Raw genomic sequence first — 22,954 nt, 5'->3', positions numbered from 1 at the left:
ATCCACCGAAAGCCGACCCCCATTTCACGGGCCCGACCCCCACCACCCACCCCCCGATGTGACCCGCACCACCGCAAACCGTCCGTGAACCGGACCACACGGTCGACGCCCTGTGAACCGGTGGGCCACAGAGCGCCGACCACGCGGACCCGACGGAGGGCCGCGCGTGTGGCGGCGACCACACCGACCCCTCGGCGGGCCTCGGTCAGCCGGTCGGCCAGGCGAGCCGGACGGCGAAGCAGAGCACCAGTCCGTAGCCGAGCGCGTACGTCACGCGCCTGGTCCGCACCGTGAGCCGGGTGCCGGCGAAGGCGCCGGCCGCGGCCAGCAGCTGCTGCCAGACCAGCGAGGCGGCGAACACGGCGACCGCGAACACCACGGCCACCGCCGCCCCGGCGGCCGCGGCGCCCCGGGCCGCGGTCAGGGCCGTGAAGTAGAGCGCGGTGGTCGGGTTGACCAGGGTGAGCAGGGCGAAGCGGAGGAAGGAACGGCGGGCGGGGCCGGGCTCCGCGGCCGCGGCCGGCGCCCCGGGGACGCCGCCGCCGCGCAGCGAGAGCAGTCCGCGGAGGGCGATCGCCGCGAGCACCGCGGCGGCCACCGCCCGCACCCAGGCCTCGCCGCCGCCGATCAGCCCGACCAGTCGCGGGCCGACGAGCACCGCGACCGCGGCGTACACGAAGTCCACCAGCGCCACCGCGGTCGCGGCGGCGGCTCCCTGGCGCAGGCCCCGGCCGCCCTCCTGCAGCAGCAGCACACCGACTGCGCCGAGGGGCATCGCCACGCCCAGACCCGCCGCGGCACCCGCCGCAGCCGTACTCACCAGGGAATCCACCATCGCGCCAGGGTGGCGGACGCCCCCTGCTCCGCGCGAGCGACTTTTCCCGCGGGCCGTCCCGCCCCGGCGGCGGCCAAACCGCGGGGTGCCGGGCCGTGCGGGCGGTGGGCTACCGTCCTTGCGCACACGCGTCCGGAGGGCCGAACGGAAATGCGGTGCGATTTTCCGTTATCCGGAGCGCGTTGGACGATCTCCCAGTACGACAGCAGCACAGCACGGGGCCGCACCACGGCCCGACCGAGAAGGTGGACCACGCCATGGACAGTGACCGCGCAGCACTGCTGGTCGTGCAGGCCCGGGCCGGCGACCAGTACGCCACGGACGAACTGATCAGCGGGCACCTGCCTCTGCTCTACAACATCGTCGGCCGGGCGCTCGGCGGGCACTCCGACACCGACGACGTCGTCCAGGAGACGCTGCTGCGGGCCATGGACGGCCTGCACGGCCTGCGTGACCCGGCCGGGTTCCGCTCCTGGCTGGTGGCGATCGCCATGAACCAGATCCGCCGCAGGCACCACGAGCGCCTGCAGACCTCCTACGGGAACGACGGCCTCGGCGACGCCTACGACGTCGCCGACCCGGGCGCGGACTTCGTGGACCTCACCATCGTCCGGCTCGGTCTCTCCGGGCAGCGCCGCGAGGTCGCCGAGGCGACCCGCTGGCTGGACGAGGCCGACCGCGAGCTGCTCGCCCTCTGGTGGCTGGAGGCGGCCGGCGAGCTGACCCGCGCCGAGCTGGCCGGCGCCCTGGAGCTGCCGCCGCAGCACGCCGCGGTGCGGGTGCAGCGGATGAAGGGCCAGCTGGAGACCGCCCGGGTGGTCGTCCGGGCGCTGGCGGTGGCCGACCGGTGCGGCCCGCTCTCCGAGCTGACCGCCCGCTGGGACGGCGTGCCGAGCGCGCTGTGGCGCAAGCGGATCGCCCGGCACGCCCGCGAGTGCGCGGTCTGCTCCCGCCACTGGAGCGGGCTCTTCCCCGCCGAGGGGCTGCTCGCCGGTCTGGCCATGGTGCCGGTCTCCGCGGGCGACCTCGGGGCGCTGGGCGCCTACCTCTCCCCCACGCCGGCCGCCCCCGCGCCGGCGCCGTCCCCCGACCCGGTCTCGCACGGCCGGTCGCTGCCGCGTTCGCACCGGCGGGGCGGCGGCGGCCGCGGCGCGCACCGCGGGGCCGGCAGCGCCCGGCCGCGGATGCCGCTCGCGGTCGGCGGCACGGTCGCGGTGACCGCCGCCACCGCCGCGATCGTCGCGGTGGCACTGCCCGGTGCCGCGCCCCGGGTGACCGCGGAGCCGCCGGCCGCGCCGGCCCAGGTGCAGGCGGAGGTCTTCAGCCGGCAGCCGTCCCCCTCCGCGTCCTCGCCGAGCGCGTCGCCGAGCCCGAGCGCGTCGCCGACCCCGACGCCCTCGCCCAGCCCGACGCCGAGCCGCACCCCCAGCCCCCGGCCGACCCCGACGGCGAGCCGCACCAAGAGCCCGAGCCCCGACCCGAGCACGCTCAGCATCAAGCAGCAGGTCGTCCAGCTGGTCAACGAGGAGCGCAGCAAGGTCGGCTGCACCCCGGTGAAGTCCGACGACAAGCTGGAGCTCGCGGCGCAGCGGCACTCGGACGACATGGCGGCGCGGAACTTCTTCGACCACACCAACCCGGACGGCAAGGGCCCGCAGCCGCGGATCGACGCGGCGGGCTACAAGTGGAGCAGCTGGGGCGAGAACATCGCCCGCGGCCAGCGCGACGCGGCGGACGTGATGAAGAGCTGGATGGACAGCCCCGGGCACAAGGCCAACATCCTGAACTGCGGCTTCACCGACCTGGGCGTCGGTGTGCACCTGGGCGAGGGCGGCCCGTGGTGGACGCAGGACTTCGGCTCGGCGCCCTGACCGGCGCCGCGGGACGGCCGCGCGACCGTGCACAATGGACGGGCCCCGGAGAGGCCGGGGGCCGACACCGGGAGCTGCCGTGAGCGAGGCCGTCCGCGACGAGAGGACCAGGCGCAGGGCGATGCTGATCCGCGCCACGATCTACATCGCGGGCACGCACCTGTTCGCGGGATTCGTGATCCTGCTGTTCGCCCTGGGCGGGCGGCACTGAGCGCATCCGGCGGCCCGGCCCCCCTTCCTCCGGGGGGCCGGGCCGCCGGCGTTCGGTACCGGTGTCAGCCGACCGCGGCGAAGCCGTTCGCCCAGAGGGAGTTGACCCGGCGCTTCTCGGCGGAGTTCGGGTAGGGGTTGGTGCAGGAGGTGCCGGGGCCGCCGCCCGACATCAGCTCGCTGCACGGGCCGGAGTAGTGGTCGGGCAGGCCGAGCACGTGGCCGGTCTCGTGCGCGGTGACCCGCAGCGAGCTGTACTGCCGGTTCTGCGCGTAGTCGAGGAAGATGTAGCCGCCGCCGTGGCCGTCGGTGCTGGCGTACGAGCCGCGGGAGTCGTTGCCCTCGTAGTAGCGGAAGTCGGCGTTGCTGCCGGAGCGCAGCTGGACGTTGCTCACCGAGCCGTTCCAGATCTGGGCGCTCTGGGAGATGATGCTCGCGAAGGACGGCGCCCGGCTGGCGTCGTAGGTGACGACGACGGCCTTCAGGTAGGGGTTGGCGGCCTTCTTGGCCAGTGCGGACTTCATCACGGCCTGGTAGAACGCCTTGTTGCCGGCCTCCTCGGCGGCCGAGCCGGCGTAGCCCGCGGACGAGGTGTAGCCCTGGACGCCCTGCTGGACGGGGGCCTTGACGGGGGCCGCGGAGGCGGGTGCCGCGGCGGCGCCGGAGGCCAGGGCCAGTCCGAGGGCAGCGGCGAGCACGGTCATGGAGCGGTTCATGTGGGGGACTCCATTCGCGGGTCCCGGGGGCCGTGGGGAGGCCCGTCGGGACACGGTGACGGTTGATGCACCGAGCTTGGGGCAGCGCGGGCGGGCCGCGGAGATGGCAATCGGCGATAGCCCCGGTCAATACCCCTGGCCCGGCGGCGCTTTGACGTCACGTGAGCATTTCTTGACATGCACTTGGCGGAGGGCGTGCGGCTGGTTATGCTCCCGTCGTGGAGCTCGACGTCCGACACCTGCGGGTGCTGTGCGCGATCGCGGACACCGGCAGCGTCCGGAAGGCCGCCCGTCGCCTCGGCATGACCCAGCCGTCGCTCACCACCCAGCTGCACCGCATCGAACGGACCATCGGCGGCCGGCTGTTCACCCGCGAGCAGACCGGCAGCCGCCCGACCGCGCTCGGCCACTCGGTGCTCTCCAGAGCCAGACCCGTGATCAGTGAGATGGACGCCCTGGTCGCCGCCGCCCGCGAGGAGGCCGCCGGGCCGGGCCGCCGGAGGCTGCGGATCGGCAGCGTCGGCAGCCGCGCGGTCGCCGCCTGGCTGCGCCGCGTCCACGACCGGCTCCCGGACACCGACACCACCATCCACATCGACATCTCGGCGATCGCCCTGCTGCAGCTGGTCGCCGCCGAACAGCTCGACATCGCCTTCGTGCACGAGAGCGAGGGCTTCCCGCTGCGGGTGCCGGCCGGCACCGAACAGCGCGTCCTGATGGCCCGCGAGCCGCAGTTCGTCGCGCTCGCCGAGGGCCACCCGGCCGCGGGCCGGCCGGTCGTCAGGCTCGCCGACCTGGCCGGGGACACCTGGATGGTCGACCCGACGGCCGACCACGAGTACGCCGCGCTGCGCCGGGTCTTCGCCGAGGCCGGCCTCGACCCGCGGGTCGTCCAGGTCCGGGACAACGCCACCGCCGCGGAACTCGTCGCCTCCGGCGAGGCCGTCCGCCCGTGCCAGCCCACCTCGCCGCCCGGCCCCGGCACCGTGCTGCGGCCGGTGCACGGGGACCCGCTCGCCGTCCGGCTGCTGCTCACCTGGCGACCCGGCGCGGTCGGCGGCCAGGTGCTGGACGACCTCTACGCCGACCTCCGCCGGGCCTACCTCGACCTGGCCAGCGTCAACCCCGCCTACCGCGCCTGGCTGCGCCGCCACAACCGGTCGCTGCGCCACCTGCTGGCCCCCGCGGGGGCGTGAGGCGCACGGCCGGGGTCATCGGGAAGCCCGGAAGTCACGCTCCCGGCGCCCCTGCCTGGCCGGCCCCGAGCCCGCGCCCCTGCCGGGTTGCCCCCGGGTCCGTGCCGTTACGGGGGCGGGCCGTAGCCCCCGCCGCCCGGGGTCTCGACGACCAGGACGTCGCCGGGCGCGACCTCCGCCGAGTCGCAGCCGGCGAGGTGCTCGACCGTACCGTCGGCACGCTCGATCCGGTTGGCGCCGAGCGCTCCGGGTGCGCCGCCCGCCAGGCCGTACGGCGGGACCCGGCGGTGGCCGGTGAGCAGGCTGACGGTCATCGGTTCCCGGAAGCGCAGCCGGCGCACCGCACCGTCGCCGCCGCGCCAGCGCCCCGCGCCGCCGCTGCCCCGGCGGACGGCGTACTCCTCCAGCAGCACCGGCAGCCGCCACTCCAGCACCTCCGGGTCGGTGAGCCGGGAGTTGGTCATGTGGGTCTGCACGACCGGGGCGCCGTCGAAGCCCTCCCCCGCGCCGGAGCCGGAGCCCAGGGTCTCGTAGTACTGGTGGCGGCGGTTGCCGAAGCTGACGTTGTTCATCGTGCCGGAGCCCTCGGCCTGCACGCCGAGCGCCGCGTACAGCGCTCCGACCAGGGCCTGCGAGGTCTCCACGTTGCCGGCGACCACGGCCGCCGGCGGCTCGGGCGCCAGCATCGAACCGGGCGGCACCACGATCCGCAGCGGCCGCAGACAGCCGTCGTTCAGCGGGATGTCGTCGGCGACCAGGGTGCGGAAGACGTACAGCACCGCCGCGGTGACCACCGCCGAGGGGGCGTTGAGGTTTCCGGCCAGCTGCGGCGAGCTGCCGGTGAAGTCGACCGTGGCGGTGCGGTGCTCCCGGTCCGCCGCGACCCGGACGGCGATCACCGCGCCCGAGTCGGTCTCGTAGCGGCAGCTGCCCTCCTCCAGCCGGTCGACCACCCGGCGGACGGCCTCGGCCGCGTTGTCCTGGACGTGCCGCATGTAGGCCTGCACCACGTCGAGGCCGAAGTGCTCGATCATCGCACCGACCTCGTCGACGCCCTTGCGGTTGGCGGCGATCTGCGCCCGCAGGTCGGCGAGGTTGGCGTCCGGGTTGCGGGACGGGTGGCGGGCGGAGCCGAGCAGCCGGCGGGTCTCGGCCTCGCGGAGCCGGCCGTCCTCGACCAGCAGCCAGTCGTCGAAGAGCACGCCCTCCTCCTCGATCCGGCGGCTGGCGGCCGGCATCGACCCGGGCGTCAGGCCGCCGATCTCGGCGTGGTGGCCGCGGGAGGCGACGAAGAACAGGAGCCGTTCCCCCGCGTCGTCGAAGACCGGGGTCACCACGGTGATGTCGGGCAGGTGGGTGCCGCCGTGGTACGGGTCGTTGACCGCGTAGGCGTCGCCCGGCCGGATCGCGCCGGCGCGGCGGCGCAGCACCTCCTTGACGGTGGTGCCCATCGATCCGAGGTGCACGGGGATGTGCGGGGCGTTGGCGACCAGGTTGCCCTCCGGGTCGAAGAGGGCGCAGGAGAAGTCCAGCCGTTCCTTGATGTTGACCGACTGGGCGGTGGACTCCAGCCGGGCGCCCATCTGTTGGGCGATCGCCATGAAGAGGTTGTTGAAGACCTCCAGCAGGACCGGGTCGGCTGCGGCGGTGGCGTCGGCCGCGGCGGGCGCGGTGGTGCGCTCCAGCAGCAGGTGGCCGAGCGGGACGCGGGTCGCCCGCCAGCCCTCGTCGACCACCGTGGTGGAGCCGGACTCGGTGACGACGGCGGGCCCGGCGACGCTCCGCCCGGGGCGCAGGTCCTCGCGGCGCAGCAGCGCGGCCCGTTGCCGGCGGCCCGCCGACCAGAGCGTGACGTGGTCGGCCCCGGCCCCGCCGTCGGTGGCGGGGCCGTCCGGGGACGCGCCGAGCGGGGCGAGGTCGGGCTGGTCGGTGAGCCCGGTGGCCTCGACGGCCAGCGACTCGACCACGACCGGACGGTCCATCAGGAAGGAGTACACCGCGCGGTGTTCGGCCTCGAAGGCGGCGGTCATCGCCGGGGCGTCGGCGAGGTCCACCGGAACGGCGGTGTCGGTGCCGTCGTACCGCAGGTGGGCGCGGCACACGGTGCGGATGCGCTCCTCGGGGATGCCCTCGGCGGCGAGCTCGGCCCGGGCGGCGGCGGTCAACTCCTCGGCGAGCGCCTCGATCCGGGGCATCGCGGCGGCCTCCAGCCGTGTCTCGACCGACTGCTCGCGCAGGACGGCGGTGTCGGCCAGTCCGATGCCGAGCGCGGACAGCATCCCGGCCAGCGGCGGGACGAGCACGGTGCGGATGCCGAGTGCGTCGGCCACCGCGCAGGCGTGCTGACCGCCCGCGCCGCCGAAGACGGTCAGGGCGTACCGGGTGACGTCGTGCCCCTGCTGGACGGAGACCCGTTTGACCGCGTTGGCGATGTTGGCGACGGCGATCCGCAGGAAGCCCTCGGCGACCTCCTCCGGCCCGCGGTCGTCCCCGGTGCGGTCCCGGATCTCCGCCGCGAGCGCGGTGAACCGCTGCCGGACGGCGGCGAGGTCGAGCGGCTCGTCGCCGCCGGGCCCGAACACCTGCGGGAACCGGTCGGGTTGGATGCGGCCCAGCATCAGGTTGGCGTCGGTGACGGTGAGCGGGCCGCCGCCGCGGTAGCAGGCCGGGCCGGGCACGGCACCGGCCGAGTCGGGGCCGACCCGGTAGCGGCTGCCGTCGAAGTGCAGCACCGAACCGCCCCCGGCCGCCACGGTGTGGATCGCCAGCATCGGCGCCCGCAGCCGCACCCCGGCCACCTGGGTGGTGAACACCCGCTCGTACGCGCCCGCGTAGTGCGAGACGTCGGTCGAGGTGCCGCCCATGTCGAAGCCGATCACCCGGTCGTGGCCGACGAGTTCGGACATCCGGGCCATCCCGACGATGCCGCCGGCCGGCCCGGAGAGGACGGCGTCCTTGCCGCGGAAGTGCCGGGCCTCGGCCAGCCCGCCGTTGGACTGCATGAACATCAGCCGCACCCCGTGCAGCGCCTCCGCGACCCGGTCGACGTAGCGGCGCAGCACCGGCGAGAGGTAGGCGTCCACCACGGTGGTGTCGCCGCGCGGGACGAGCTTCATCAGCGGGCTCACCTCGCTGGACAGCGACACCTGGGCGAAGCCCGCGCGGCGCGCGGCCTCGCCGATCAGCCGTTCGTGGCCGGGGTGCAGATGGCTGTGCAGGCAGGCCACCGCGACCGAGCGGACGCCGTCCCGGTACGCGGCGCCGAGGGCCTCGTCGAGCGCGTCGGGATCGGGCGGGCGCAGCACGGTGCCGTCGGCGGTGATCCGCTCGTCGGCCTCGATCACCCGCTCGTGGAGCTGCTCGGGCAGGACGATCTCGCGGGCGAAGATGTGCGGCCGGTTCTGGTAGCCGATCCGCAGGGCGTCGCCGAAGCCCCGGGTGATCACCAGGGCGGTGCGCTCGCCGGTGCGTTCCAGCAGGGCGTTGGTGGCGACCGTGGTGCCCATCCGGACGGCGTCGATCGGCACGTCCGCGAGAGGGTCGTCCGGGCCGAGTCCGAGCAGGGTCCGGATGCCGGAGACCGCGGGGTCGCGGTGGCCGCGGTCCTCCGAGAGCACCTTGCAGGTGGCGATCCGGCCGTCGGGGCGCCGTGCGACGACGTCGGTGAAGGTGCCGCCGCGGTCCACCCAGAACTGCCAGCCCGGTGCAGTCACGGCCGCCTCCCAGCGGGGCTCCCCGCGTACGTCCAGTCTCCGGCCGGGCGCGCGGGCACCGCAAACGCCTGCGGGGGCCGCGCGGGCGGGGAGACGGTGTGGACGGTGATACTGGAGGTGGACACGGGCGGGTCGGTGAGTGGCGATGGCAACCGTGGTGCTGGGCGTGTGCCGCGAGGGCCTTCCGGGCGAGCGGCGGGTGGCCCTCGTGCCGCGCGCCGTGCCCGGCGTCCGCGAACTCGGGGCGGACGTCCTGGTCGAGGCCGGTGCCGGGGCTGCGGCCGGCTTCCCCGACAGCGCCTACGCGTCGGCGGGTGCACAGGTCGTCGCCGGCGGGGAACTCGCGGCCCGGGCCGACGTCCTGGCCGCCGTCCGGCGGCCGGCCGCGGAGACCGTCGCCCGGCTGCGCCGGGGCCGGGTGCTGGTCTGCCTGCTGCGGCCGCACCGGGCTCCGCACCTGGTCCGGCGCTGGGCGGACGCCGGCCTGACCCTGATCGGCACCGACCCGCCCGCCCGGCCCGGCCTGCCGCCGGGCCGCCTCGACGCGGACACCGGGCAGGCCTCGCTGGCCGGGTACAAGGCCGTCCTGCTCGCCGCGGACCGGCTCGGCCGGGAGCTGGCGGGCGGCGTCACCGACCCCGCCCTCGTCCTCGTGCTCGGTGCCGGCCCGGCCGGGCTGCGGGCGATCGACACCGCGCGCCGGCTCGGCGCCACCGTCCACGCGTACGACACCGGGCGGGCCGCGCAGGCGGCGATCGCCGCGCACGGCGGGTTCGTGCTGCCGCTCGGCTCCTGGGACGTCCGGCGGCGGGCGGCCGTGCTGTCCCGGTTCGACGTGGTGATCAGCAGCACCGATGCGGCACCCACGGCCGTCGACACGGCGGCCGTCCGCTCGCTGCGGCCCGGGTCGGTGGTGGTCGACCTGGTCTGCGACGCCGACGGCCGGTCGGTCGAACCGGCCGTGCCCGGCGCCGAGCGGACGGTCGGCGGGGTGCTGGTGGTCGGCGCCGGCGAACTCGCCGCGGCAGTGCCGACGACGGCGTCCACCGCCTACGCGCAGGTGCTGGCCGCGCTGCTCGCCGTGCTCGTGCCGGACGGCCTGCTGACGGTCGACCCGGCCGACCCGGAACTCGCCGGGGCGCTCGTCGCCCACGCCGGCGCCGTCCTCGATCCCCGCACGGCGGGACTGCTGCGGGATGCGACGGCCGCCGCGGGGCTGCCGTAGCGGACGGCGCCCGGCTCTGCGGGGCGGCGTTCGGTGAACGGCGGTCAGCGGCCGGCGAACAGCGCGGCGTGGCGGGCGGCGGAGAGGGCGTGGTGGGCGCAGCGGTCGTAGTGACCGGCGAGCAGGACGGCGTCGACGGTGTCGGCGCGGGCCGGGGACGGGTCGGCGTCGAGCAGACGGGCGTACAGGACGGCCTGGTGGCGGGCCATTTCGGTGCGGTCGCCGTGGAGTTCGGCGAGGTGGTCGCCCCGGGGGTCGGGCAGGCTCCGGGCGGCGGTGGCGAGCATCGCGAGGCCGAGGGCCGCCATCGTCTCCAGCGGGCGGCGCAGGTCGGCCGGGAGGGGTCCGCGGGTGCGGCGCGCGGCGGCCGCGGCGGTGATGCGGCGGGCCGTCCCGCCCAGCTCCCGGGCGTCCGCGCCGAGGTGCACCTCGGCGAGCAGGTCTCGGGTGCCGGACGCTCCGGGGCCGGAGCGGGCGAGCGGGGCGGCGTCCGGCCCGACGGCGTCCAGGAGCGGTTGCAGGGCCCGCTCGGCGGCGGTGACGGCGTCGTCCACCGCGGCACCCGAGGTGGTGCCCAGGGCTGCCGCGGTGGCGGACCGCAGTGCTTCGGCCGCGAGTCCGAGCAGGGCGGCCTGCCGCGCTCCGGCGGACCCGTCGGTGTGCTGCGCCATGGTGCTCTCCCTCCGCGGCGGTGCCCGCCGCCCGTCCCGTACCGGTCCGCCGCAGCGGGCCGCGCAGCCCTCCCGGATCGCACGGCCCGTCGGTGTCCGGGTCAGCGCCGACCGTACCCGTCGACGGGCGCCCGCACGCCCTCGCGTCCGTGCGGGAGCGGGCGACGGCGCCGAGGTGCGGGCCGTCCCCGCGGGGGAAGGGGACCACCGGTTCGCCGTGGTCGTGGTCGACCGGCAGCACCCGCCGGTCGGTGCCGGAGGCGGACTGCGGGCACGCTCCTGCGGGACGTCAGGAGTGCTGCCGGTGCGTCGGCGCCGCCGTGCGCCGGGCTGCTCGCCCGCGGCGGTCACCGCCGGCCTGCGGAGTCGTCACGCTCCCTGTGCGGAACCGGGCGCCGCGGGCAGGTCGAGGATCTCGTCGACCGGACGGCGCGGGGTGGCGGCACCGGGCGGACCGTAGCCGAAGCGCAGCACCAACTGGACGTGGCCCGGGCCCTGTTCGGGGTCGCGGAGCAGCCCCCGGGTGTCCGGCCACTCGACGGCCTGGTGCAGGACGGAGACGCGCAGCCCGTACAGGGTGGCGAGCAGCCAGACGCGTTCCATCGCCTGGCCGGCCCGCAGCCAGTCCGCCGGGCGGTCGCCGCGGGTGGTCAGGGTGGCCAGCTGCGGCAGGGCCTCGAACCTGCGGGTGGGCGGCGGGGCGAGGACGGCCGGCGCGGGCGGGCGGCCGGTGAAGCTGCGCATCGGTACCCGGGCGTCGTGGTCCTGCGGGCCGAGGGCGGTGGCCGGGATGCCGTCCACGGCCGGTGCCTCCGGCCGCAGCCAGGTGCGGGTCTCGGCCTGGCGGGCCACGTCGCCGGCGATCCGGGCCTCCGCCTCGGCGGTGAGGTCGAGCACCCGCCGCACCTCGGACTCCTCCAGGGCGGTCATCTGCGCGCCCTCGGCGGCGGCCGCGTGCAGGAGTTCGCCGAGCACCACCTCGGGCACGTCCCGGTTGGCGAAGGGCTGGCGGCTGGAGTGGCGGATGAACACCGCCGGGTACAGGTTCCGGCCGAACGGCTCCGGGCCGGTGCCCAGCCCCTCGGCGAGGTCGAGTTCGGCGATCGGCTGCCGGCCGAGGTGGCCGGGCTGCAGCCGCAGCACCGGGGCGCGGCCGTGGTGGACGGCGGCGACCCGCAGGTTGAGGAGTGCGGCGCCGATCGAGATGTGCAGCGCCCGCCCGTCGGGGTCGGTGACCGGCACGGCCCGCCGGTAGTCCGCGTACACCTCCAGCCGGCGCCGGTCGGCGCTCGGCCGGAACCGCCACGGCTGGCTGTTGTGCAGGGAGGGTGCGGCGCCGCCGGCGGCGGCCAGGGCGCGCAGCTCGTCGAGGGTGAGGGCCGGGCTGATCATGGTGGATCACTCCTTGCCGCGGTGTGCCGTCGGTGCTTCGAGCGTGCGCCGCACCGGCGGGCACCCGGTAGGGCCCAACGGCCCCCCGCGCCCGGCCGGGGGTCCCGGCCGGGCGCCCGAGCGGGTTCCCGACCGCGGCCGGCCGGAAACGGCGCCGCTCAGCGCCGGGTCTTCTCCGCCGCGCCGGGTCTTCTCCGCCGCGCCGAGCCGGGGTGCGCCGTCGACCGACAGGCGGATGCCGAAGACCCGCTCGTACCCCGTCCGGCCTTTCACCCGGCCGCGGTTGTTGCTGATCCGCACCCGGCGGCGGGCCGGTTCCAGGGCGGACACCAGGTGCAGGTACACCGTCCCGGCGACCCGGGCCGGCACGATGTCGCCGACCTGCAGCTTCGACGGGTCGACCGGGGCCACGACCACCGGCTGCCGGCTGCCGGCTGCGGATCGGCGGCACCATCGACGAACCGCTCGGGCGGAACTCCACCGTCGCCCCGCCGGCGACCCGGCCCGCCACCCCGTCCAGCACTCCCGTGCACCCGATCGTGGCAGAGCCGCCGGGACGGGCCCACCGGTTGGCCGGCCCCGTCGGATTCGCCGAGCAGGTCCGGTGTGGTTGCCGTCCGGCCGACGGGGGCGGTGCGCCGCAGTGGTCCGGTTGATGCGAGGATGGCCGGGTTGTGATCCTCTGTCAGTTCCGCCTCCTGCGTGTAGCGGTCTTCGCCACGGCCTGCGTGGCGCTGGCCGCCCTGGGGCACGCCGCCGTCTCCGGGCAGCCGGTCGCGGTGCCGGTGCTCGGCGCCGCGGCGGCCGGCACGGCGGCCGGGACCTGGCTGCTGGCGGGGCGGCGGCGCGGCATCGCGGCGATCACCGGCTGGATGACGGCCGCCCAGGCCGCCCTGCACCTCCTCTTCGAGCAGACGGCGGCACGGCCCGCCGCACCGGCGCCCTCCGCCGACCTGCTCCGGCTGCTGCTCTGCGTGCACGGCGAGACCCCGGCCGGGGTCGATCCGGTGGAACTCGCACGGGCCGCCGGCCTGGACCCGGCCGTGCTCGGCACCGCGGCCGGACACGCCCACGGCCTGCACGGCGGTGGGGGCGGCGGCACGGCGCTGCTGCACGGGATGTCGCCGGGGATGGCCGCCGCGCACCTGGCGGCCGCGCTCGCCTGCTCGCTGCTGCTGTGGCGGGGCGAGGCGGCGTTGGCCGCGGTGGTGGCCGCCTTGCGGACGCTGGCCGAGGTGTTCGCCCCGCTGGTGCTCGTCCTGGCACCGTTCCGGCACGAGCCCCCGCGGACGGTCCGCCCGGCGGTCCGTCGGGTGCGTCGTCCGCGGCAGCCCGCACTGGCGTACGCGGTGGGCCGACGCGGCCCGCCGCATCCGGCACCGGCTGTCTGAACAGCCCGCCGCCCGCCGGAGCACCGGCGCGGCAGCGGGCCGGTCGCCGCTGTGCGTGCCGTCACTGCGGCGGTGCAGCGGCCGGGCCGGCGCACCGCCACCCGTTCCGACCCCGGGCAGGCCCTCGGATCCGCCGGGCGGCCGCACGACGTGCGGCAGCCGTGCGGCGTCCGGGCGTGCCCGGCGGGACGCGGGACGGTGGAGCCGGCCGGTGCCAGGTCGGCGCAGCCCTCGGGGCGGCGCCGCGGATGCCTCCTGCCGTCAGGAACCACCATGGGACGTTCCGTCCGTACCCTCCGCCTCCCCCGCTGCCGCCGGGCCGAGGCCCAGGCTGCCCAGCAGCCGCCCCGTCCACTCCGGCGACGGGCCCTCGGCGGCCCGCGTCAGGGCCTTCAGCCGCCGGGCGGCGGCCAGCCACTCGGCACAGTCGGCGCAGTGCGCCCCGCGGCCGTCCGCGGGTGCTTCGCCGTCGAGCTGCGCGGAGGTCGCCGCGCGGTAGTCGGCACAGGTCATCCGCCCATGCTCCACCACGGCGCCGCCCGGGCGGTAGCGCCGTCCGCGCCCGGAGACCGCGACGGACGGGCGGTGCGCCGTGGATGACGCCCTGGTGACCGAACTGGCGCTGACCGCCCGGCACGGGCGGGCCGAGGACGTGGAGGCGTTCGTCCGGGCGACCCAGCGCGACGTGTGGCGGTTCGTCGCCCATCTCACGAATCCGGACGCGGCCGACGACCTGGCCCAGGAGACCTTCCTGCGGGCGCTGCGGAGCCTGCCCGGGTTCGCCGGCCGCTCCTCGGCCCGCACCTGGCTGCTGTCGATCGCCCGGCGGACGGTGATCGACCGCTACCGCAGCGCCGCGGCGCGCCCGCAGTGCGCCGACCTGCCGGACTGGGAGGAGGCGGTGGAGCGCCACCGGCCTTCCGCCACGGGCGGGTTCGAGGACGGGATAGCGCTCGGCGACCTGCTGGCCCGGGTGCCGGAGCAGCGCCGGGAGGCCTTCGTGCTGACCCAGGTGGTCGGGATGAGCTACGGCGAGGCGGCCGAGGTCGCGGGCTGCCCGATCGGCACGGTGCGCTCACGGGTCGCCCGGGCCCGGGAGCAACTGGTGGCGCTGCTGCGGGAGGCGGAGACCGCGGACCGCTGCGCGGAGGCCGTCGGGGCGGTGCCGGTGCCCGGCTGACCCGGTCCGGGGCGCGGGGATTCCCCCAGGTGTTCGGGAACCTCCCGCGGTCCGCGTCCGACTGGTGGGGCGGGAATCGCCGGCCGGCGGTGCCCGCCCCACCGCGGAAGGACCCGAGATGACCCGGACGGCCGACCAGGCGCCGCCGCAGCAGGACCGTTGGGGCCTGGTCGCCGTCGCCGGACTGCTGTCGTTCACCGCCCTGCTGGACATGAACGCCGTCAACCTGGCGCTGCCGTCCGTCGCGGACGACCTCGGAGTCGACCGGAGCACCGCGCAGTGGGTCGCGCTCGGCTACCAACTCCCGCTCGTGGCGCTGCTGCTGCCGGCCGGCCGGTGGCTGGACGGGGTCGGGCTGCGGGCCGCCGTCCAGCTGGCCGCGGGCGGGTACGCGCTGGGCAGCGCCGCCTCCGCGCTGGCTCCGACGGCGGGTTGGCTGATCGCCGCGCGGGCCGTCCAGGGGGTGTTCGGCGCACTGGTCTTCGTCCTCATGCCGGTGCTGGCGGCCCGGGCCGTCCGACCCGCGCTGCGGGCCCGGGCGTTGAGCGTGCCGGCCACCCTGGGCCCGCTCGGTGCGATGACCGGGCCGGCGCTGGGCGGTCCGCTGCTGGACGCGGCGGGCTGGCGGGCCGTCCTGCCGGTCGCCGTGCCGGTCTGCCTCGCCGTCCTCCTCACGGTGCGGCGGGCAGCGCCGCGGGGAGAGCCGTGGGACGGGCCGCTGCGCCCGCCGGACGGCGCATCGCTCGCCGACGCGGCGCTGGTCGGCGGCGCGGTGGCCGCGGTCCTGCTCGCGCTCACCCTCGCGCCGGGCCGGTGGACGCTGCTGGCCCCGGCCGTGGCCGTGGCGGCCGTCCCCGCGGCCGGCTGGCTGCGCCGGCCCGCCGGACGGGCGACGGCCGCACTGCTGGCGCCGGTGCACGGCGCGGTGACGGCCCTGGCGGCCGGGGTCGCCGCCATGCAGTACCTCACCGCCGTACGCCTCCAGCGGGACGCAGCGGCCAGTGCCACCGCCGCCGGCCTCGCCCTGCTCTGCTTCCCGCTCGCGATGGCGCTCGCCGGACGGGCCGGCGGGCGGATCGCCGACCGCCTCGGCACCCGGTGGACGGCCTGCACCGGAGCGGCCGTCACCACCGCCGGACTGCTGCTCCTGCTCGGCTCCGACGGCACGCCGCAGGACACCGCCTGGCGGCTCGCCCTCGCCGGCTGCGGCATGGGCCTGTACGGCGGCCCGGTGCAGGCCCTGGCCCTCGCCGCCGCCCCGCCGGGGCGGATGGGTGCCGCCGGCTCCGCCGTCCAGCTCGCCCGCAGCCTCGGGTTCGCCCTCGGCCCGGCGCTGGCCACCGCCACGGCAGGCGCGGGAGGCCCGCGCACCGGCCTGGCCGCGTCCGCGGTCTGCGCCGGTGCGGCCGTCGTCCTGCTCGTCGCCCCCGGGCGATCCACGTCCTGACCGTCCGTCACTTCCGGAGGAGTTCCGCCATGTCCGCACCCGACCCCGTCTGCCCGTTCGCCGGAGACGCCCTGCCCGCGCCGACACCGCTGCCCGAGCCGGAACCGTCGCCCGAGCGGGTGCCGCTGCCCGAGCCGGTGCCGCTGTCCGGCCGGGAGTACAAGCGCGACCCCTACCCGCTCTACCGGCGGCTGCGCGAGAGCGGGCCGGTGCACCGGGTCCGCTTCCCGAGCGGTGTCGCCGCCTGGCTGGTCACCGGGTACGCGGCCGCCCGGGACGCCCTCACCGATCCGCGGCTGGGCAAGGACCACGCGCTCGGGAACGCGGCCTGGCGCCGCCGCGCCTCGATCATGCCCGAGCCGCAGCACTCGCAGCTGCAGGTCCACCTGCTGCACCAGGACGCCCCGCGGCACACCGCGATGCGCGCCCTGCTCGGCGACGCCTTCGCACCACGCCGGGTGGCGGAACTCCGGCCGCGGTTCCAGCGGTTCGCCGACCGGCTGGTGGACGCGCTGCCGGCCACCGGCGGCGCGGACCTGGTCGCCGGGTTCGCCGCCCGCTTCCCGTTCCTGGTGCTCGCCGAGGTGATCGGGCTGCCCGACGAACTGGCGGCCCGCTTCGACCGGGACTGGGGCAAGGTCGTCCAGCCGGTCGGCCCCGAGGACCCGGGCCGGCCCGCCTACGAGGCCCGGCTGCGGGCGCTCCAGGGGTACATCGGCGAGGTGGTCGCGGCGAAGCGGACCGCGCCCGCCGACGGGGACCTGCTGGCCCGGCTGGTCGCCGCGCACGACGACGGAGCGCTGACCCGCGAGGAGCTGGACTCGATGGTCTTCCAACTCCTCGTCGCCGGCCAGGAGCCGGTCACCAACCAGATCTCCACCCTGCTGATGACGCTCTTCCGCCACCCGGGCCAACTGGACCGGCTGCGGGCGGAACCCGCGTTGCTGCCCCGGGCCGTCGAGGAACTGCTGCGCCACGACGGCGCGTTCGAGCTCACCACCTGGCGCTTCTTCGCCGAGGACAGCGATCTGCACGGCACCCGCATCCCGGCCGGCGACTCGGTGATCGTCTCGCTGGCGGCCGCCGGACGCGACGGCGCGCAGTTCCCGGACGCCGACACGCTCGACCTCGGCCGCACCCCCAACGCCCACCTCGCCTTCGGCCACGGCGCGCACTTCTGCCCCGGCGCGGCGCTCGCCCGGGCCGAACTGCAGATCGCCCTCGGCACCCTGCTCGCCCGGCTGCCGGGCCTGCGCCCGGCCGGTGACCTCGACGCCGTCGAGTGGATCCCCGCCGTCCTCGCCCGCGGCGTCGACCGCCTCCCGGTGGCGTACGACCGCCGGCTCTGATCCGGCCGCGCAACGACCGGACCGCCCGCCACCACCCGACCAGACCAGACCAGACCCCGGAGTCCCGCATGCCGCCCGCCGGCACCCTCACCGCACCGCCCCGCCCCGGACAGCCCCGCTCCCCGCTCCCGACCGCGGTCGAGCGCACCAGCGCCGCCGTCCTGGAGCTGCTGCTCCCGCACCGGCGCTCCTGCGACAACGCCCCCGACCTGCCGGCCGCCGCCTTCCCGGCCCAACTGCGGCGGATCGCCGGCTTCGTGGCCGCCGACGAGCCGGTCGTCCTCACCCTGCCGGGCTTCCCCTGCAAGTCGCCCAGCCCGGCGAAGGTGCTCGGCCACCTGCCCGACGAGGGCGAACGGCTCTCCCTGGCCTTCCTGGACGGGCTCTGCGCCGAGGTCGCCCGGGTCCACCCGCCGGGCGCCCGCCTGGTGATCTGCTCCGACGGCCACGTCTTCGGCGACCTCGTCGGGGTGCCGGACGCGCACATCGACGAGTACGCCGACGAACTCGCCGCCACCGTCCGCCGCGAAGGGCTGCAGCGGCTCTCCCTCTTCGACCTGCGCGACGTCCTCGGCGACCTGCCGTACGACGCCAAGCGGGCCCTGGTCGACGCCCGGTACGCCCCGGCACTGGAGGAGCTGAGGGCCGAGGTCCGCAGCGACCCGGACGCCCTCGCGCTGTACCGCGGCATCACCCGCTTCCTGCTCGACGACACGGTCGGCTTCACCGGCACCCGGTCCGCCCTGCAACGGGAGTGCCGCCGCCGCGCGTACGAGGTCGTGCGGCGCAGCCGCGCCTGGGGCGCCCTGATCGAGGAGCACCATCCGCGCGCCGTCCGGCTCTCCATCCACCCGCAGCGGGCGGGCGCCGAGAAGTTCGGCCTGCGGCTGCTCGACTCCGCCGACCCGTGGACCACGCCGTGGCACTCCTGCGTGGTGCACCACCCGGACGGGAGACGGGAGTTGATGCACCGCGCGGAGGCCGAACGGCTCGGCCGCACGGTGCTGCGCCACGGCCGGCCGAGCCACGTCGAGGCCGCCGGCTGAGGGCTGAGGGCTGACGGCTGACCGGCCCGGCCGCTCAGCGGCGGGTGCGGCCGGTCAGGTCGCGGGTGGTGCGGGGGTCGAGCTCGGCGGCGAGGCGGGTCAGGTGGTGGCGCCGGTCGTCGTCGAGGCCGAGGGCCGGGTCGTCGGCGACCCGCAGCAGGGCCACCGCGGCAGTGCCGCGGGCGGCCGGGCCGAGGGCGGTGGTGAGCGCCTGGCGGCGGGCGTCCTCGTCGTGGCTGCCCTGGTGGGCGAGGACCAGTTCGAAGACGTAGAAGGCCCGTTCGGTGAGGCCCCGGTGGGCCTGCCGGGCCCGGGGGCACTCGCCGTCGCCGCTCCCGCCGAGGACGAGCCGCGCCGCGTCGGTGGCCGTCGTGCGGGCGGCGCGGGCCGCGCCGGCCCGTTCGCCCGCGGCGATCGTCTCGGTCAACTCGTCGGCGAGCAACGGGAGCTCGCGGGCGCGACGGTCCGCCGCGGTGGCCGGCATCGCGACGGTCAGCGCGCAGGCCGCGAGCAGCGCGGTCCGCTCCCCCGGGTGAAGGTCGGGCGGGCCGCCCGCGTTCCCGGTGCCGAGGACCACGGCGCCGGTGAGGGTGCGGTACTCCCGGTCGTCGAGCCGGCCCTCGCCGCGGACGACGTCGTGGCTGCTGGCCCGGGCGAGTGCGCGGGCGGTCTCCTCCAGGGCCCGGCCGTGCGCGGCGGCGGCCTGCCGTCCGGCGAGCCGCCGCACCCAGGCGGCGGCCCGCGCCCCGGCCGCGGCGGCGCGGTGCATGGCGGCGAGCTCCTCGGCCGCGGTCGCCCGCGCACCCTGCTCGGAGCCCCGCCCCACCACCCGGGCGACCTGGTCGAAGGTGGCCGGGAGCGGCAGCCAGGGCAGTGGAGAGATCGTCATACCGGGTCCAACCGCCGGACACCCGGACGGGTCACGGTCCCGGCCCGCAGCCGCCGCCCGCCCCGGCCCGCTCCCGGTCCGGTGTGCGAGCGCCGAACACCTCACCGGGCCGCGGGGGCGGCCGCGCCGGGGGAAAACGCCTGCGGCGCGATCGGCCGGCGCGGAGAATCCACCCGCGTGGGAGCCGACATCCACGGCTTCGTGGAGTGCCGGGCCACCCACGGAGTGCTCGACGAGGACGACGAGATCCGCTGGTGGCCGGCGGTGGACCTCGACCTGCTGTACGACGGCCGGTGCTACGACGCCTTCGGCTGCCTGTTCGGCGTGCGCAACCACGCCGGGTTCCGTCCGCCCGCCGGCGGGCGTGGCCTCCCCGAGGACGTGACGGCCGAGGTCCGGCAGGCGTACGGGGTGTGGGGCCGGGACGCCCACGGCGCGTCCTGGATCTCCTGGGCGGAATTGGCCGCCGTGGACCGGGACGGGCCGGCCGAGGCCGTGGACGCACGGGTCGAGGAGTACTCGCTCGCACCCACCCGCGGCTGGGTGTGCACCGGCAAGTCCTTCCGGGACACCGGCGGCCGGCCGGAGGGCGCCGCCTGGATCCAGGACAGCAGGCTGCTGCGCACCGTCCGCATGCTGCGCCGCGACGCGGTGCCCACCGACGGGCCGTGGGCCCCGGTGCGGCGGGTCATGAGCGCCCTCACCGGGGTCCACGGCGCGGTGAACGTCCGGCTGGTGGTCCGGTTCGACGGCTGAGGCACCGGGGCCGGACGGTTCAGCGGGCGGCCCGGCCCCGGTGGTCGAAGGCGATCAACGGGTCGCCGGTGAGCGGGTGGTCGACCACCGCGGCGCGGACGCCGAAGACCTCGGCGAGCAGGTCGGCGGTGAGCACCTCGCGCGGCGGCCCGGCGGCGACCACCACCCCCTGGTGCAGCACGTGCAGGCGGTCGCAGAGCGAGGCGGCGGCGTTGAGGTCGTGCAGCGAGATCAGGGTGGTGCGGCGGCGGGCCCGGAGCAGGGCCAGCAGGTCGATCTGGTGCTGCACGTCGAGGTGGTTGGTCGGCTCGTCCAGCACGAGGACCTCCGGTTGCTGGGCGAAGGCCCGGGCCAGCAGGGCGCGTTGGCGTTCGCCACCGGAGAGCGAGGCGAAGCCGCGGTGTTCGTGGCCCTGCAGGCCGACCTCGGCGAGCGCCCCGGCCACCAGCTCGCGGTCGGCGGCGGACTCCCCGGCGAAGGCCCGCTGGTAGGGGGTGCGGCCCAGGGCGACCATCTCGCGGACGGTGAAGTCGGCCTCCGCGCCGCGTTCCTGCGGCAGGGCGGCGATCCGCCGGGCGGCCTCGGCGGCGCCGAGCGAGCGCAGGTCGCGCCCGGCGAGCAGGACCCGGCCCGCGTGCGGCCGCAGGTGACGGTAGACCGTGCGCAGCAGGGTGGACTTGCCGCTGCCGTTGGGCCCGACCAGACCGACCGTCTCGCCCCCGGCGGCGAACAGCCGGGCACCGGCGAGCACGTCGCGGCCGGCCAGCCGGACGGTCAGGTCCTCGATGTCGATCCTCATCGGTGCTCCGGTCGTCGGTCGAGCAGGTACAGCAGGACGGGTGCGCCGAGCAGCGCGGTGACCACGCCGATCGGGACCTCCTGGGTGGCGAGGGCCGTCCGGGCGAGGGTGTCGACGGCGGTGAGCAGCACGGCGCCGGTGAGGGCGGCGAGCGGCAGCAGCCGCCGGTGGTCGCCGCCGACGAGCAGCCGGCAGACGTGCGGCACGAGCAGGCCGACGAAGCCGATCGCGCCCGAGACGGCGACCATCACCCCGGTCAGCAGGCTGGTGACGGTGAAGAGTTCGCGGCGCAGCCGGGTGACGTCCACGCCGAGTCCGGTGGCCGTCTCGTCGCCGACGGCCAGTGCGTTCAGCGCCCGCGCACGGGCCTGGAGGTGGACGGCCCCGAGGGCCACCGCCGCGGCGGGCAGTGCGAGTTGGCTCCAGGTGGTGCCGCCGAGGCTGCCCATCAGCCAGAACAGCACGCCGCGGGTGCGCTGTTCGTCACCGGCCTGCAGCACGAGGAAGCTGGTGAACCCGGCGAGGAACTGGCCGATGCCGATGCCGGCGAGGACCAGCCGCAGCGGGGCGAAGCCGCCACCGCGCCGGGCGATCGTCCAGACCAGGGCGAAGGCGGTGAGCGCGCCGGCGAAGGCCGCACCGGAGAGGCCTAGTCCGAGGCCGGCCCCGGCGGCGGTACCGAGCACGGTGACGGCGACGGCCCCGAGCGTGGCGCCGGAGGAGATGCCGAGCAGGTAGGGGTCGGCGAGCGGGTTGCGGACGAGGGCCTGGACGGCGGTGCCGACGAGGCCGAGTCCGGCGCCGACGACGGCCGCGAGCAGGGCGCGCGGCGCGCGCAGCTGCCAGACGATCAGGTCGCGGGTGCCGGGCTCCGCCGGCCGGCCGGTGAGGTGGCGGGTGACGACGCTCCACACCTCGGCGGGCGGGACGTCCACCGCACCGAGCGAGACGGCGAGGGTGAGGGCGACGGCCAGGGCCAGCGCGAGGGCGCCGGCCAGCGCGCCGGTGCGCAGGCTCGCCGACCGGTGGACGGCCGGGGCCGTGCCCGGTGCTGCGGTGGCGGCCATCTAGCGGCCGTCCACGGTGAGGCCGGGGTGGACGGCGCGGGCAACGGCGAGGACGGTGTCGGCGTTGCGGACGCCCGCGATGGTGGTCACCTCGGAGCCGATCCGGACGAAGTGGCCCGCGCGGACGGCCTTCAGCTCCCGGGTCGCGGGGAAGTCACGGAGGAAGGCCTCGGCCTGGTCGTAGGCCTTGCGGGTCTCGGCCTCGCTGCCGCGGTTGCGGACGCCGAGCTGGATCCAGTCGGGGTCGGCGGCGACGACGTCCTCCCAGGAGACGGGCTTGAAGGCGCCCTTGCAGTCGGCGAAGACGTTGCGGGCGCCCGCGAGGGTGATCACCGCGTTGGCGACCTGGCGGCCGCAGGCGGCCATCGGCTGCTTGGTGCCGGCGTCGGCGTCGAAGAAGAAGTAGGAGGGGCGGCGGTCGGCGGGGACGGCGGCGACCGCGGTGCGGACGGCGCCGACGGTGCGCTCCATCCCGGCCACCAGTTCCTCGGCGCGCGCCCGGGTGCCGGTGATCGCGCCGAGCCGCCGGATGTCGGCGGTCACCTCGGAGAGGTCCTGCTGCGGGCCGGTGAGCCGGTCGGCGCAGGCGGTGGAGTGCAGCTGGACGTGCTTGATGCCGGCCGCGGCGAACTCCTGCTCGGTGGGGGCGGCGCCCATCGCCCCGCCCATGGCGCCCATCGAGGCGAAGGTGTCGACGTACAGGTCGGCGCCGGAGCCGAGCAGCTTCTCCTTGGCGATGACGGCGCGTCCGAGGACGGGGACGGCGGCGGCGCGCTCCGCAAGGTCGGCGGGCATCGTGCCGGTGCCGGGCGGGAACCCGGTGCCGATCACCCGGTCCCCGGCGCCGAGCCGGAGCAGCATCTCCAGGGCGGCGGCGTTGCTGGTGACGATCCTCCGGGGCGGTGCGTCGAAGACGGTCTCGGCACCGGCGCAGTCGGCCGCGCGGACGGGGAAGCCGCCGACGGCCGCCGACGGTGCGGCGGAGCCGGTGCCCGCGGCGGTGGTGCCGCCGCCGCTCGCGCAGGCCGAGGTGAGCAGGGCGAGGGCGGCGGCCAGGCCGCACAGGGCGCGAGCGCGCATGGTGGTCTCCGGATGGTCCGTGCTGCGGGGCGGCGGCTGCCGGCCCGGTGCAGGTAGTCGGACGGACCGGGCCGGCGGTTCCGGCGGGTACGGGGATTCCGGTGGGGGGTCGCGGCGGCGG

21 protein-coding genes are annotated in these 22,954 nt (G+C 77.0%); 10 read left to right on the top strand and 11 right to left on the bottom strand.

What is annotated here, in order from left to right:
* Window positions 1-205: 205 nt before the first annotated feature.
* The gene (locus IE98_RS0129350) at window positions 206-835 is read right to left on the bottom strand and encodes a LysE family transporter (protein ID WP_043175410.1); all 630 of its coding nucleotides are present in this window, start codon (window positions 833-835) and stop codon (window positions 206-208) included.
* 257 nt (window positions 836-1,092) lie between these two features.
* Here IE98_RS0129350 and IE98_RS0129345 point away from each other — a divergent pair, with 257 nt between their 5' ends.
* Window positions 1,093-2,706, top strand: a complete 1,614-nt coding sequence (locus tag IE98_RS0129345; RefSeq protein WP_030274110.1) for a sigma-70 family RNA polymerase sigma factor — start codon at window positions 1,093-1,095, stop codon at window positions 2,704-2,706.
* Window positions 2,707-2,785: 79 nt separating this feature from the next.
* Window positions 2,786-2,917: a DUF6126 family protein gene (locus IE98_RS51245; protein WP_234443725.1), complete on the top strand. Its 132-nt coding sequence runs from the start codon at window positions 2,786-2,788 to the stop codon at window positions 2,915-2,917.
* Between the two features lie 64 nt (window positions 2,918-2,981).
* Here the strand turns inward: IE98_RS51245 and snpA are convergent, their stop codons facing one another.
* Window positions 2,982-3,632 carry a snapalysin gene (gene snpA, locus IE98_RS0129335; RefSeq protein ID WP_030274109.1) on the bottom strand — a complete coding sequence of 217 codons (651 nt, stop codon included), beginning with the start codon at window positions 3,630-3,632 and terminating at the stop codon, window positions 2,982-2,984.
* Window positions 3,633-3,850: 218 nt separating this feature from the next.
* Between snpA and IE98_RS0129330 the strand changes: the two genes are divergently transcribed.
* Complete coding sequence (locus IE98_RS0129330; RefSeq protein WP_030274107.1) at window positions 3,851-4,828, top strand: LysR family transcriptional regulator; 978 nt, start codon at window positions 3,851-3,853, stop codon at window positions 4,826-4,828.
* A 107-nt stretch (window positions 4,829-4,935) separates the two neighbouring features.
* Here the strand turns inward: IE98_RS0129330 and IE98_RS0129325 are convergent, their stop codons facing one another.
* Entirely contained in the window at window positions 4,936-8,541 is a 3,606-nt protein-coding gene (locus IE98_RS0129325; protein ID WP_030274106.1) for a hydantoinase B/oxoprolinase family protein, read from the bottom strand.
* Window positions 8,542-8,686: 145 nt separating this feature from the next.
* On the opposite strand from IE98_RS0129325, the gene IE98_RS0129320 reads away from it, so the two are divergent.
* Window positions 8,687-9,766 carry a hypothetical protein gene (locus IE98_RS0129320; protein ID WP_030274104.1) on the top strand — a complete coding sequence of 360 codons (1,080 nt, stop codon included), beginning with the start codon at window positions 8,687-8,689 and terminating at the stop codon, window positions 9,764-9,766.
* Between the two features lie 44 nt (window positions 9,767-9,810).
* Here the strand turns inward: IE98_RS0129320 and IE98_RS0129315 are convergent, their stop codons facing one another.
* The 3 genes from IE98_RS0129315 to IE98_RS51240 form a co-directional block, all read right to left on the bottom strand.
* Window positions 9,811-10,437 (bottom strand): hypothetical protein, encoded by a 627-nt coding sequence (locus IE98_RS0129315; protein ID WP_030274102.1) that lies wholly within the window; start codon window positions 10,435-10,437, stop codon window positions 9,811-9,813.
* A 369-nt stretch (window positions 10,438-10,806) separates the two neighbouring features.
* The gene (locus tag IE98_RS0129310; RefSeq protein WP_030274099.1) at window positions 10,807-11,829 is read right to left on the bottom strand and encodes an Acg family FMN-binding oxidoreductase; all 1,023 of its coding nucleotides are present in this window, start codon (window positions 11,827-11,829) and stop codon (window positions 10,807-10,809) included.
* A gap of 6 nt (window positions 11,830-11,835) precedes the next feature.
* Window positions 11,836-12,246: a hypothetical protein gene (locus tag IE98_RS51240; protein WP_234443724.1), complete on the bottom strand. Its 411-nt coding sequence runs from the start codon at window positions 12,244-12,246 to the stop codon at window positions 11,836-11,838.
* Between the two features lie 257 nt (window positions 12,247-12,503).
* On the opposite strand from IE98_RS51240, the gene IE98_RS0129300 reads away from it, so the two are divergent.
* Entirely contained in the window at window positions 12,504-13,220 is a 717-nt protein-coding gene (locus IE98_RS0129300; protein WP_052391117.1) for a hypothetical protein, read from the top strand.
* A 261-nt stretch (window positions 13,221-13,481) separates the two neighbouring features.
* Here IE98_RS0129300 and IE98_RS45195 read toward each other — a convergent pair whose 3' ends face one another.
* Entirely contained in the window at window positions 13,482-13,733 is a 252-nt protein-coding gene (locus IE98_RS45195; RefSeq protein WP_052391116.1) for a hypothetical protein, read from the bottom strand.
* Between the two features lie 79 nt (window positions 13,734-13,812).
* Here IE98_RS45195 and IE98_RS0129290 point away from each other — a divergent pair, with 79 nt between their 5' ends.
* The 4 genes from IE98_RS0129290 (at window position 13,813) to IE98_RS0129275 (ending at window position 18,242) form a co-directional block, all read left to right on the top strand.
* A complete protein-coding gene (locus IE98_RS0129290) occupies window positions 13,813-14,400 on the top strand; it encodes a sigma-70 family RNA polymerase sigma factor (protein ID WP_078661395.1) in 588 nt (195 codons plus the stop codon).
* Window positions 14,401-14,518: 118 nt separating this feature from the next.
* Window positions 14,519-15,847 carry an MFS transporter gene (locus IE98_RS0129285; protein WP_030274092.1) on the top strand — a complete coding sequence of 443 codons (1,329 nt, stop codon included), beginning with the start codon at window positions 14,519-14,521 and terminating at the stop codon, window positions 15,845-15,847.
* 29 nt (window positions 15,848-15,876) lie between these two features.
* Window positions 15,877-17,196 carry a cytochrome P450 family protein gene (locus tag IE98_RS0129280; RefSeq protein ID WP_078661394.1) on the top strand — a complete coding sequence of 440 codons (1,320 nt, stop codon included), beginning with the start codon at window positions 15,877-15,879 and terminating at the stop codon, window positions 17,194-17,196.
* Between the two features lie 68 nt (window positions 17,197-17,264).
* Complete coding sequence (locus IE98_RS0129275) at window positions 17,265-18,242, top strand: L-tyrosine/L-tryptophan isonitrile synthase family protein (protein ID WP_052391115.1); 978 nt, start codon at window positions 17,265-17,267, stop codon at window positions 18,240-18,242.
* Between the two features lie 34 nt (window positions 18,243-18,276).
* Here IE98_RS0129275 and IE98_RS48420 read toward each other — a convergent pair whose 3' ends face one another.
* A complete protein-coding gene (locus IE98_RS48420) occupies window positions 18,277-19,131 on the bottom strand; it encodes a hypothetical protein (protein ID WP_030274087.1) in 855 nt (284 codons plus the stop codon).
* Window positions 19,132-19,308: 177 nt separating this feature from the next.
* Here IE98_RS48420 and IE98_RS0129265 point away from each other — a divergent pair, with 177 nt between their 5' ends.
* Entirely contained in the window at window positions 19,309-19,887 is a 579-nt protein-coding gene (locus tag IE98_RS0129265) for a hypothetical protein (RefSeq protein WP_030274085.1), read from the top strand.
* A 19-nt stretch (window positions 19,888-19,906) separates the two neighbouring features.
* On the opposite strand, the gene IE98_RS0129260 is transcribed toward IE98_RS0129265, so the two are convergent.
* Genes IE98_RS0129260 through IE98_RS0129250 form a run of 3 tightly spaced genes read right to left on the bottom strand, consistent with a single transcriptional unit; the run spans window position 19,907 to window position 22,833 of the window.
* Entirely contained in the window at window positions 19,907-20,686 is a 780-nt protein-coding gene (locus IE98_RS0129260) for an ABC transporter ATP-binding protein (RefSeq protein ID WP_043175407.1), read from the bottom strand.
* Entirely contained in the window at window positions 20,683-21,753 is a 1,071-nt protein-coding gene (locus IE98_RS0129255) for a FecCD family ABC transporter permease (RefSeq protein ID WP_030274081.1), read from the bottom strand. Before IE98_RS0129255 ends, IE98_RS0129260 begins: the two co-directional genes overlap by 4 nt.
* Window positions 21,754-22,833 (bottom strand): ABC transporter substrate-binding protein, encoded by a 1,080-nt coding sequence (locus IE98_RS0129250; RefSeq protein WP_030274079.1) that lies wholly within the window; start codon window positions 22,831-22,833, stop codon window positions 21,754-21,756.
* Between the last annotated feature and the right edge of the window lie 121 nt (window positions 22,834-22,954).

Origin of the sequence: Streptomyces sp. NRRL B-24484 (genome assembly GCF_000717715.1) — a bacterium.
GTDB lineage: Bacteria > Actinomycetota > Actinomycetes > Streptomycetales > Streptomycetaceae > Kitasatospora.
This window is presented reverse-complemented; position numbering and strand designations above follow the sequence as displayed.